Raw genomic sequence first — 11815 nt, 5'->3', positions numbered from 1 at the left:
AGGAAAATTTGTTTAATGGGCCAATTTTCATAACAATGATAAGGTGAAAACACATGACAATAACAACGGCAGCATCGAGACAGGATGTAACAGCATGCATTCTATGCTCACGAAATTGTGGACTGAGTGTAGAAATCGAAAATAACCAATTTAAGAAAATCAAAGGTGATCCACGGCATCCTTTTTCACAAGGTTATATCTGTCAAAAGGCAGCACGATTACAGCATTATCAACAACATGCTGATCGATTAACCAAGCCACTCAAACGCCAAGCTGATGGTTCGTTTATAGAAATTGATTGGGGGCAAGCGATTCAGGAGATTGCTGATCAACTGGTACAGATCCGTAATAGCTATGGTGGAACTGCTTTCGCTTCAGTTGGTGGTGGTGGACAGGGCAATCACTTAGGCGCAGCCTATGGTCGTCAGTTGTTATATGCCATGAAAAGTTTTTATGCATATAACTCTTTGGCACAGGAAAAAACAGGTGATTTTTGGGTAAATGGTCGTTTGTTTGGAAGCCAAGCTTGTCATACCACAGAAGATGTTGAACATGCTGATTATGTCTTGTTTATTGGAACCAACCCATTTCAGGCGCATGGTATTCCAAATGCACGGGATACTTTAAAACATATCAAAAAAGATCCCGATCGAACCATGGTGGTGTTTGATCCGCGGCGGACAGAAACTGCCAAACAAGCTGATATTCATGTTCAATTAAAACCAGGAACAGATTCGTATCTAATGTCAGCCATGATCGCGATCATGTTACGTGAAAACTTATACGACCAATCGTTTATTCAACAACATACCCATGGATTTGAACAAGTTAAGCAGGCTTTCTTTAACATTCCTGTGGAAGAATACATTCAAAAAGCAGATGTTCCAATTGAGCTGATTTATCAAATTGTTCGCGATTTCGCCAAAGCAAAAAGTGCTTGTGTACGAATTGATTTAGGTATTCAACATACTTTGAATACGACCTTGAATGGCTATTTAGAGAAGCTTTTATATTTATTAGCAGGGCATTTTGGTAAACAAGGGACCAATAACTTACATACGATGTTCATTCCGATTTTGACTGATACCGATGAGCGAAACCCTAAATATCGTCGTACAGTTCATCATAAAATGTTTCCGATTTCTGGATTTTTCCCGCCAAATATTTTACCTGATGAAATTCTAAAAGCAGGTGAAAAACGGGTTCGTGCGGTATTTGTCGATAGTTGTAATCCGTTACTTACATATCCCGATACTTCAGCCTATGAACAGGCTTTTCAATCGCTTGATCTCTTAGTCGTGGTAGATGTGGCGATGACAGAAACTGCACGTTTGGCGCATTATATCCTGCCTGCACATACTCAGTTCGAGAAATGGGAGTTTACGGGGTTTAATTTGGAATTTCCTAAAAATGGCTTCCATTTACGCCATCCACTTTTTCAAGCACAGGGCGATACCCTGACTGAAGCAGAAATTTACACGCGTTTGCTCGAAGCGATGCAGGTGATGCCGAAACAGTTTCCTATTTTGAGTAAGATTGCAGCAAAAGATTCGGCGAATCGGATTTATCTAGCGTATTTTGCAGCACTTGGAGTGAGTTTCGCTCGAAATAAGAAATTAATTCCTTTTGCAGCATCTATTGTGTATCGCACTTTAGGCAAGACTTTACCAAATGACGCTGCGTCTACCGCATTGTTACTTCCATTATGTATGCAGTATGCGGCTCAGCATTATAAAGCTGTGAAGCGAGCAGGATATGTGGGTAATCGTCTCAATTTAGGTGTTAAATTGTTCCAAACCATCTTAGAACAACGTTCAGGTGTGGTGTTGTCACAACATGAATATGCAGATGTATGGCGTTTGATTGCTTATAAAGATCAGAAAATTCGCCTAGCGATTCCTGAAATGTTTGTCGAGTTGGCACAATTGGCTCAACAATCACCACATTTATCGAATGATTATCCATTCATTCTATTGGCAGGTGAACGTCGTAGCTATAACGCCAATCAAATCTATCGTGATCCAGCATGGCGTAAAGTTGATGCAGAAGGACGCTTAAGAATGAACCCTGAAGATGCATTGAAACTAGGGGTGGAAACAGGTCATGCTTTGCAATGTATTTCTGAGCATGGGCAGATTCAAGTTACTGTTGAGCTTGATGAGGGGATGCGTAAGGGTGTAGTGTCATTACCACATGGTTATGGTTTGCGTTATCGTAGCGGTGAGCCAATAGGACCGCAGCTAAATCGACTAACGTCTACTCAGCATTGTGATCCCTTGTCCAAGACGCCATATCATAAGTATGTACCTGTGCGTTTAGAGCTTGTACAAGCGTCGTGAGACAAGAATGATGCCGCACTCATTTGTTTCGTTTTTATGGAATAGTGGTAAAAGATGGTGCGGTATGGTTTGGGGCGATATGATGCATAACTGCATTAATTGTTGTTTTATGATTGAAGAAGTTGCTTAATTGAACGAATAAACAACACAACACGCATCAATTATTATAGATTGGAATAATTATTGCTGTAAAAAAGCAACCCACAGCGATTAGTCAAACGATGATGCACAGCATTTGTGCTAACCACAGTGGGAAGATTCACAATATGAGTGCATATAATGACGCATGAGATAGCCAACACGCCATTACCGATTTTAAAGGATCAGTATGGTCGTATTAAACGGAAGTTACGGATTTCTGTGACTGATCGTTGCAATTTCAAATGCATTTATTGTATGCCTGAACATCCAGAATGGATGAAAAAACAAGATTTACTGAGTTTTGAGGCTTTGTTGGTATTTTGCCAGTATATGGTTCAACAAGGCATTGAAAACATCCGTATTACGGGTGGTGAGCCATTAATGCGTCAGGGTGTGGTTCACTTTATTCGTGATTTGCAAGCTTTGAGAGCTTTAGGTTTGAAGCGTATTTCGATCACGACTAACGCACATTATCTCGCAAAATATGCACAACAGCTTAAAGATGCGGGTTTAGATGATTTAAACATTAGCCTTGATAGTTTAGATGCTGCTCAATTTAAAATATTAACAAAAAAAGATTTAGCACCTGTTTTAGCGGGGATCGAAGCAGCTCAGCAAGCCCAACTGCCATTTAAAATAAATTGTGTATTGATGAAAGGTCAGAATGATGACCAAATCTTACCGATGGTGAAATGGGCTAAACATCACAATATTCAATTACGATTTATTGAATTTATGCCTTTGGATGGTGATCAGCATTGGACAGATCAAGCTGTGGTCAGTGAGGCGGAAATTTTAGAACAACTCAAACCGCACTATGATATTCAGCTCATCCAACAACAACATGAACCTGCACGTCAATATCAACTCGATGGAACATATCGTATCGGCATTATTTCGACCATTACCCATTCATTTTGTGGTGAATGTGATCGGATTCGATTGACTGCACTGGGTGAGTTATATAATTGTCTTTTTGCGCAACAAGGCTTAAATATTAAGCCCTATTTGCTAGATGCAATTCGGCAACAAGGTTTAGATAAAGCGACTGATTTCCAACAACTCGATTTACAAATAAAACCTTATATATGGCAAAAAGCGAAAGGTTATCACGCGATACAACATCAGCAGTTACGTAAGATTAGTATGCATATGTTGGGTGGTTAGTTTGGAAAATGTGGTCTGGAGAAGAAATGCAAACTGTTGAAATTAAAATTGAAGCCTTTGGCGCTATAGAGCGATTATTACCAAAGGCATTAGCATTTGAGTTTGCTGCTGATCAATTGGTTCAAGATGTGCTCGCACATGTAGTGTCACTTTATCCTGAGTCTGCAACCGCGATGGAAAAATGCGCTTGTGCTATTGGGGAGGACATCGTAGCTCGACAAACAGCATTGGCTTCTTCATGTACCTTAGTGCTGTTATCACCAGTAGCAGGAGGATAAAAATGCGTGAATTTGCTAGAGTTCAAGATCAAGCTTTAAGTTTAGATTGTTTTGATCCAATCCAAAGCTTTCCTGAATGTGGTGGTATTGATATTTTTGTTGGTACGGTGCGTAATCATCATGAAGGAAAAGCGGTCAAAGCCTTAAAGTATACGGCTTATACACCCGTTGCTGAAAAAATGATTCGTGAGATCGAGCAGCAAATAAAAGATAAATATCAGGTTTCATATGTGCGAGTTATGCATCGTATCGGCTTTTTGGATGTCAGCGAAACCGCGATTATTGCGATTGCTTATGCTGCTCATCGCCGTGAAGCATTTCAGGCTTGCGAAGAAGCAGTGGAACGGGTCAAGCATGAAGTGCCGATTTGGAAAGAGGAATTCTTTATGGATGGCACCAGCCAATATGTTGAGGGTTGTTGTATCCGCAAAGATACGACTGAAGTAGAGACTCAACCACATGTTCATAGCCATTGCACACATGAGCATACACACGAATAAGGTTTTAGGAAGTTAAAATGAAAAATGTTGGGATGAAACCTGAAAGTTATCGTGTCGCAGAAGCACAAGCAATTTTATATGCACCACCACATTGTATTCAGTTGCTGCGTGATGGAAATACCGAAAAAGGCGATGCCTTAAAAACAGCCCGTATCGCAGGTATTTTGGCAGCAAAACGAACTGATGAACTTATTCCACTGTGTCATCCTTTACCGATCTATCGTGCTGATGTTGATTATGATTTAAAAGAGGATCACGTGGTGATTCTGACAACAGTTGAAACCATCGGGCCAACTGGTGTGGAAATGGAGGCCTTAACCGCTGCCAGTTTAGCAGGGTTGACCATTTACGATATGTTAAAACCACATTGTGAACCTGACGAACTGTGCTTGGATCAATGTAAATTATTGAAGAAAAAGGGTGGTAAATCCCACTTTAAACGTACCTTGCGCCAACCAGTTTCGGCGGCTGTGATTGTCCTTTCTGACACGGTTGCTGCAGGGCGTAAACCTGATACTGCGGGTAAATCCGTGGTTGATACTTTGACTGAAGCTGGATTTGATCCGATTCATTATCAAATTTTAGCTGACGAATCAGATCAGTTGAAAGATTTGGTTTTAGAGCTGACCAAGTCCTATGCATGTATTATGACGGTAGGCGGAACAGGTATTAGTAAGCGCGATATTACCGTCGATACGCTTGAACCTCTCATGGAACGTAAATTAGATGGTTTGATGGAAGCTTCGCGTGCATTTGGTCAAAGACGTACCCCTTATGCCGCGATGTCGCGTGGTGTTGCTGGTTTTATTGATCGTTCATTGGTCGTGACTTTACCGGGTAGTCGTGGTGGCGCAAGTGAATCAATGGCCGCAATTTTACCAGCGTTAGTTCATATTTTTGATGTATGCCGTGACTTACCTCATCCTGGAGGTTATGAATAATGTCTGGATGTGGTGCTGAAAAAGGTTTAATCAGTATTGATGAAGCATTACAACTGATTCAAACACGACCTCAAGTACTTGCGACAGAGACATTGCCTTTAGGGCAAGGTCTTAATCGTTATTTAGCCAAAGCTGTGTATTCAGAAGTGAATCTCCCTAATTTTTCGCAAAGCGCAGTCGATGGCTATGCGTTGAATACTTCGCTTGAGTATCTCCAAGACGCTTATTTTGAGCTGAAGGGCGAAATCAAAGCAGGAAGTGTATCTGATCGTCCGTTGCAGCAGGGGCAAGCGATTCGGATATTTACAGGCGGAAAAATTCCTGAAGGTACAACACATGTTGCAAGACAGGAAATCGTCGTTGTTGAATCTGATGCTAAAATTCGGTTAGCTGAACATATCAAACCACAAGCAGATATTCGATTTACTGGTGAAGAAATCCAAGTTGGCCAACAATTGGCTGATGTTGGGCAAAAAATTAATATTGGTGCGCTTGCAGCGTTGAGTATGGCAGGGGTGCAAAGCATCGAGGTTTTTGGTGTGCCCAAAGTTGCCGTTGTGGTTACAGGTGACGAAGTTGCGGAAACACCTGCGGATTTACAAGCAGGTAAAGTCTTCGATGCTAATGGTCCATTGTTGAAAGCATGGTTCAATGATTATGGGCTAGATGTGGAGATTTTGCATATTGCTGATGAAGCAGGACAGGTCAGAGACTGCTTTGAACAGTTGAAACAACAGTATGATGTGATTATTACCACTGGTGGTGTTTCAGTTGGAGATTATGACTTTGTACGTCCCTGTGCATTTGAAACGGGTTTTGAGCAAGTTTTTTGGAAAGTAAAACAAAAACCGGGTAAACCGCTGTTTTTTGCAGAATATAAGCCACTAAATGGTGAGGGTCATCCTTGTTATTTACTTGGATTGCCGGGGAATCCAGCCGCCGTATATGTGGCAATGCAGATTTATGGCAAAACTTTATTAGATGCTCTACAAAATCAAGATCAACCATTACAGTGGTTTAGCGCTGTTCTGACGCATGAACTCAAATCAGATGCGCGTGAACGTTTTTTGAGAATGCATGCCTACTTTGAATACGGGCAACTTAAACTACAAAGCTTGGCTAAACAGCAATCTCATATGCTGAGTAATCTCATGCAGGCAAATTGTTTGGTTCGTATTCCTGCCAATATTAAAATAGAAGCAGGTCAACTGGTCTCTGGGCTATTTATTCACGATTAGGATTTGATTGTATTCTGTAAACTAATTGTTTTTTTCACTTTTAGCTCAGTACCAATATTGCATCTGATCGCTGAGGTCGTTACTGTATATTTTATATTGCTTAGTTTATAAGCTTACGGTTCAAGACAAGGTTCAATGTCTTTTAAAACTTTAAAATAATGATTTGGTGATAATAATGAAATGGGAAGAAATCGGTGATCAACCTTGTTCAGTTGCGCGAGCGCTTTCTGTGCTGGGTGATCGATGGACGATGTTGATCTTGCGTAATGCGTTTATGGGTATCCATCGTTTTGATGATTTCCAACGTAGCTTAGGTTTAACACGACATGTTCTTTCTGAACGATTAAAGCGTTTAGTTGAACATGGTATTCTGGTTAAAGTTCCCTATGTGGAGCGACAGGAGCGTTTTGAATACCGATTGACAGACAAAGGTTTAGACTTATATCCGATTATGTTGTCGATGGTACAATGGGCGGATAAATGGATGGATATGGGGCTTGGAAAGCCGATTGAGTTTACTCACAAGCACTGTGGAAAGAAAATGATACCTAGAATGGTCTGCTCAGAATGTGACGAGCCTATTCAAGTTAAAGATGTACGGGCGACAGCTGGGCCAGGTTATTTTGCATTTATGGATCAAAGGCAAAAAAGTGCATGATTTTTAGGGTCTTTTGGCATTTCAGCCATCACCCTATTTTTGTCGTTCTATTTCATCTTGAATTGCATGGGATAGAACATCGAAAATCTTTGGATCTAAAGATTGTGCGACATTAAAACGAATGAAATTTTGATAATTTTGGCTTTGGCTGAATGCATTTCCCGGCGCCAAAATTACACCATGTTCAAGGCAGGTTTTGGCAATGCGAGTACTGTCTAAATGATCTGCTAATTTGCACCATAGAAATATTCCTGCCTGTGGTTTAACCCAAGGCTTTATGTCGAGTGTTTCTAATTGCTTGATGGTTGAATCCATTGCTCTGGACAAGCGTATTTTTAATTCCTCTAAATACTTTCGATAATTCCCATCCGTTAATGCTGTATATAAGATTTCAGCTGATAACTGATTGCCACCAAAACAAGTTGCGATCTTTATATCGGTTAAATCTTCAATCCATTCAGATTTAGTGGCGAGATATCCAGTTCGAACAGAGCCCGACAAGGTTTTAGAAAAACTCCCAATATGAATCACACGCGATAATCCATCCAGTGCAGCAAGTCGTGGCGCTGTATGTAATTCTAAATCAGCAAAAATATCATCCTCGACTACAATCAAATTGGATTGTTCAACAAGCTTTAAAATTTGATACGCCGTTGAAGCAGTTAATATTGCGCCAGTTGGGTTGTGAATTGCTGAATTAGTTATGTATAAACGAGGATTATAGGTTTTAATTGCTTGGGAGAATGCTGCTATATCAGGACCCGTTTGCGTATAAGGTACACCAACGATTTGTATTTGATGAACTTTAAGTAATGCATGAAAATTAAAATAACAAGGGTCGTCGACGAGAACGACATCATTGGGTTTTAAAAAATAACGACAAATTAAATCAATCGCTTGCGTGCCAGAGTCAGTGAGTAAAATTTGATTTGGACTTGCTTCGATTCCTTTAGTTAAAATTTTACGTGAAAGTAGCTCACGTAATGCAGGTAGACCAAGCGGGGTTGAATAATCGGTCAGGATTTTTGCATTGGCTTTTGAAATTTTTCGAACCGCTTTACGAATATTCTCATGAGGCATCCAATCATCGGGTAACCAGCCGCATCCAGGTTTCAGAACATCTTGTGTTGCTTCTAATGCTTGTCTTGAAATCCATAATGGGTCAATGTTTCGATCTATCTTAGGGTGAATTTCCGAAATAGATAATGGCGCGAGAGGACCTGCAACAAAGTAACCTGATCCTGTTTTAGCTTCGATTAGACCTTGAGCGGCAAGGCGTTCATATGCTTCGACAATTGTTGAGATCGATAAATTAAGTCGACTAGCCAAAGCACGTACAGACATTAATCTCGAACCAGGCATCAATGAACGATTTTTAATCTGCTCATGGACATGTTGTATAACGAAATCAATTTTTGTTGTTTTCATCCATTCGCTCTTGAACTGTATTGGTGATCTATACAGTACGGTTATTTAAAATTGTACTGTACTGTGTGTGGTATATAAACCTTAACACAGTTTAAATTCTCCATATAGATGTGGAGTGATGAAATGAAGTTTTTAAGCAATGGTTGGGTGAATGGACTCATAGGTGTCGTGATATTTGCGGGCTCTTTACCTGCAACACGTGTTGCAGTCATGGATTTTAGTCCGACATTTTTAACTGCCGCAAGGGCTGCGATTGCAGGGGTGCTAGCGCTAATTTTAATCCTCTTATCACGTCAAAAATTACCTGAGAAAAAAGACTGGATGCCGCTATTGTATGTTGCAATTGGTGTTGTTATTGGTTTTCCACTGTTTACTGCTTTAGCGTTGCAATATGTTAGTGCTGCCCATAGCATTGTTTTTGTAGGATTATTGCCTTTGGCTACCGCCATTTTTGGTGTGTTACGAGGCGGTGAGCGGCCTAATTTTGCATTTTGGTTATTTGCAATCTTTGGAGCAGCACTTGTGTTTGCTTTTATGTTGTTTCAAACCCAAAGTTGGCTATTCAACTATGGTGACATTTTTATGCTGCTAGCCATCATACTCTGCGGATTTGGGTATGCTGAGGGTGGAAAGCTGTCAAAACATTTAGGCGGTTGGCAAGTGATCTGTTGGGCACTTATTTTGATGTTACCCATCATGCTTGTTATTTCTTATTTGTATATCCCTACTAGTTTTGAACAAATTTCATGGTCTGCAACATTGGGCTTAGCTTATGTATCCATTTTCAGTATGCTTATCGGTTTTTTCTTTTGGTATAAGGGGTTGGCACTTGGTGGTATTGCGGCAGTCGGGCAGTTGCAACTATTACAACCGATATTTGGGTTGGCGATTGCAGCAGTCATCTTACATGAGCAGGTAAGTATGACCATGTTTGTGGTGACCGTAGCAGTCATTGCTTGTGTGACTTGTGCCAAGAAATTTGCTTGAAATGAAAAATTAGAGCGTGGTTCTATGTATGTTGAAAATTTATAATGATGTTTATTTCTCTTTTTTATTATAGTCTGATATTTACTATGTAATATGATGAATTTTTGTGATTAAAATATCGATATTGTTGGGTTTTATTAAAGGTAATACACTATTAATTAAATTTTTGATTTTGTTGGTTATTTAATTCATTGATAATATTTTTTTTACAAATTAAGATGGAGTTTTATTTGTAAGGGGTAAGGTGTTATGGTTTATATAGGGTACGAAAACGGAATTTTGCGTTTAAGGTTTGATGATTTTAAATCAAATGACATTAAAAGTATAGAATATATTTCAGGAAAATTGAACATTTCTAATTATTCGGGTTATTATTACTCTTTAAACTTTCCTGACTTAAGTAGTGCAAAGCTTGTGTTTATGGATAATGTAAGTAAAAGCATCAAAATCCTAAATGGTAATAATATAGAGCCAATTAATATAAATAATAATGAATGGACTATCGGAACCATTGGTGCGGATACGTTTTTCACAAATAATGTTGGGGAGAGAGTTTTTGGAGGTTCTGGCGATGATGTTTATATAGTAAAACCTGGTTCTAATAATACGATAATTACTGATTTTTCAGGAAGTAACACCTTAGACTTATCCAATTATAAAGTCGAAGATATTACAATAAAGGGCAGTAAATCTGGTTTGGAAATCAAATATGCTGATGATCAGAAAGTTACTATAGAGGGTACAATACAAAATTATAAATTCTCAGATAATGTAGTGTTAACTCAGGATCAGTTTTTGACAGGAAGAGAAGTTATTATACAAGGTACTTCTGATTCAGAAAACTTATCTGGATATGTATCAGACGATGTTATGTATGCTGGTGATGGAGATGATACACTGAATGGTAATCAAGGTAATGACACGCTGATTGGTGGACGTGGGAATGATATTTTAAATGGTGGTCAAGGAAATGATAAATATATATTTTCAAAAGGTGATGGCGTAGATTATATTAATGACTTTTCTGGATCAAATGAAATTATTATTCAAGATGTGAAGTCATCAGATGTATACTATACCTTTGATGGTGGAACTTTAAATATACATTATACTGATAAAGATATAATAAAAATTCAAAATTTTCTTGCAAATAATAGAGATAACTTTTCTATAAAATTTTCAGACGGTAAGCTAGTAACGCATGAAAATTTTGATGCAGAAGTGGGCATTCAATACTGGGTTCGTAATTTGATAAGTTCTACAAATACAAGTGCAGATTTTAAATATGCATTTCCAGATACAGCACCGAGTTACATTACTAATTCAAAGGAATTGAATGGATGGGTGCAGTTAGGTTTATCAGGTCAAAATTATGTCCTGTCACGCTTTGATCAATTATCCGTTGCTACTGGCTTAACTTTTGATGAGACTGATAATTTAGCTCAAAAAAATGTTATTGCGGTACAGAAGAATATTCAGGCTAGTTCATCAGGTTATGCTTATTATCCATCTAACAGTTATATTGGTTCAGATATTTTCTTTAATGTTGACTACTCTAGTGAACCATTGAAGAGTTGGCAGCAGTATGTATATCCACATGAAATTGGTCATGCACTAGGTTTGCGACATTCGTTTGAGGGACCTAAAAAGGAGTTGTTTTCTAGTGCTGAAGAATCTACGCGCTGGACTGTTATGTCTTACAACACTGTAGACTATTCTGATGGTAATTTTAAAGCTTTCGATTATGCTGCATTACAAGCGATGTATGGAGTGAATCAAAATTCACGAACTAGTGATGATGTTTATCGTTTTGATGAAACTACTGGTATATTGGTTTGGGATGGTAGCGGAAAGGATACAATAGATGCAAGTGGTTCTAGCTTAAAAGCTTATATTAATCTTAACTCGGGTGCTTGGAGTTATTTAGGAGAAAAATCAGCATATATTTCTTCAGCTAATCAACTTGCAATTAATTTGTCTACGATTATAGAAAATGCAATTGGTACAAGTTTAGATGATATATTGATAGGTAATCATTATGACAATATCTTAGACGGTGGGGCTGGGAATGATACTCTAGATGGAGGTCTTGGGGCAGACACCATGATTGGAGGATTAGGTAATGATATCTATTATGT

At 38.9% G+C, this 11815-nt stretch carries 10 protein-coding genes; 9 read left to right on the top strand and 1 reads right to left on the bottom strand.

Features of this window, described 5'->3' with window-relative positions:
- Positions 1–53 precede the first annotated feature (53 nt).
- From J2Y37_RS15070 to J2Y37_RS15040, 7 genes are all read left to right on the top strand, one after another.
- Complete coding sequence (locus J2Y37_RS15070) at positions 54–2339, top strand: molybdopterin-dependent oxidoreductase (protein WP_349033337.1); 2286 nt, start codon at positions 54–56, stop codon at positions 2337–2339.
- Between the two features lie 279 nt (positions 2340–2618).
- Positions 2619–3647, top strand: a complete 1029-nt coding sequence (moaA, locus tag J2Y37_RS15065) for a GTP 3',8-cyclase MoaA (RefSeq protein WP_349033336.1) — start codon at positions 2619–2621, stop codon at positions 3645–3647.
- Positions 3648–3673: 26 nt separating this feature from the next.
- On the top strand, positions 3674–3925 hold the full coding sequence (locus tag J2Y37_RS15060; RefSeq protein ID WP_005197114.1) for a MoaD/ThiS family protein: 252 nt from the start codon (positions 3674–3676) through the stop codon (positions 3923–3925).
- 2 nt (positions 3926–3927) lie between these two features.
- Complete coding sequence (locus tag J2Y37_RS15055) at positions 3928–4425, top strand: molybdenum cofactor biosynthesis protein MoaE (RefSeq protein ID WP_349033335.1); 498 nt, start codon at positions 3928–3930, stop codon at positions 4423–4425.
- Between the two features lie 17 nt (positions 4426–4442).
- Positions 4443–5366, top strand: a complete 924-nt coding sequence (gene moaCB, locus J2Y37_RS15050) for a bifunctional molybdenum cofactor biosynthesis protein MoaC/MoaB (protein ID WP_349033334.1) — start codon at positions 4443–4445, stop codon at positions 5364–5366.
- Positions 5366–6604, top strand: coding sequence for a molybdopterin molybdotransferase MoeA (locus J2Y37_RS15045; RefSeq protein WP_349033333.1), 1239 nt, complete (start codon positions 5366–5368; stop codon positions 6602–6604). Before moaCB ends, J2Y37_RS15045 begins: the two co-directional genes overlap by 1 nt.
- 175 nt (positions 6605–6779) lie before the next feature.
- Positions 6780–7262 (top strand): helix-turn-helix domain-containing protein, encoded by a 483-nt coding sequence (locus J2Y37_RS15040; protein ID WP_004670924.1) that lies wholly within the window; start codon positions 6780–6782, stop codon positions 7260–7262.
- 33 nt (positions 7263–7295) lie between these two features.
- Here J2Y37_RS15040 and J2Y37_RS15035 read toward each other — a convergent pair whose 3' ends face one another.
- Entirely contained in the window at positions 7296–8690 is a 1395-nt protein-coding gene (locus tag J2Y37_RS15035) for a PLP-dependent aminotransferase family protein (RefSeq protein WP_005197106.1), read from the bottom strand.
- A gap of 123 nt (positions 8691–8813) precedes the next feature.
- Here J2Y37_RS15035 and J2Y37_RS15030 point away from each other — a divergent pair, with 123 nt between their 5' ends.
- Both J2Y37_RS15030 and J2Y37_RS15025 read left to right on the top strand, forming a co-directional pair.
- Entirely contained in the window at positions 8814–9677 is an 864-nt protein-coding gene (locus tag J2Y37_RS15030) for a DMT family transporter (protein WP_349033332.1), read from the top strand.
- Positions 9678–9926: 249 nt separating this feature from the next.
- Positions 9927–11815, top strand: a 1889-nt coding sequence (locus tag J2Y37_RS15025) for a M57 family metalloprotease (protein WP_349033331.1), incomplete at its 3' end; no start/stop codon positions are given.

This window comes from Acinetobacter sp. 3657 (genome assembly GCF_031456775.1).
In the GTDB taxonomy this organism is placed as follows: Bacteria; Pseudomonadota; Gammaproteobacteria; order Pseudomonadales; family Moraxellaceae; genus Acinetobacter.
The sequence above is the reverse complement of the archived record's forward strand: the minus strand, read 5'-3'. Positions and strand labels throughout refer to the sequence as shown.

Coding starts and splice junctions, on each gene's coding strand:
- J2Y37_RS15070 (WP_349033337.1), top strand. CDS start 54: ATGACAATAACAACGGCAGCATCGAGACAGGATGTAACAGCATGCATT.
- moaA (WP_349033336.1), top strand. CDS start 2,619: ATGACGCATGAGATAGCCAACACGCCATTACCGATTTTAAAGGATCAG.
- J2Y37_RS15060 (WP_005197114.1), top strand. CDS start 3,674: ATGCAAACTGTTGAAATTAAAATTGAAGCCTTTGGCGCTATAGAGCGA.
- J2Y37_RS15055 (WP_349033335.1), top strand. CDS start 3,928: ATGCGTGAATTTGCTAGAGTTCAAGATCAAGCTTTAAGTTTAGATTGT.
- moaCB (WP_349033334.1), top strand. CDS start 4,443: ATGAAAAATGTTGGGATGAAACCTGAAAGTTATCGTGTCGCAGAAGCA.
- J2Y37_RS15045 (WP_349033333.1), top strand. CDS start 5,366: ATGTCTGGATGTGGTGCTGAAAAAGGTTTAATCAGTATTGATGAAGCA.
- J2Y37_RS15040 (WP_004670924.1), top strand. CDS start 6,780: ATGAAATGGGAAGAAATCGGTGATCAACCTTGTTCAGTTGCGCGAGCG.
- J2Y37_RS15035 (WP_005197106.1), bottom strand. CDS start 8,690: ATGAAAACAACAAAAATTGATTTCGTTATACAACATGTCCATGAGCAG.
- J2Y37_RS15030 (WP_349033332.1), top strand. CDS start 8,814: ATGAAGTTTTTAAGCAATGGTTGGGTGAATGGACTCATAGGTGTCGTG.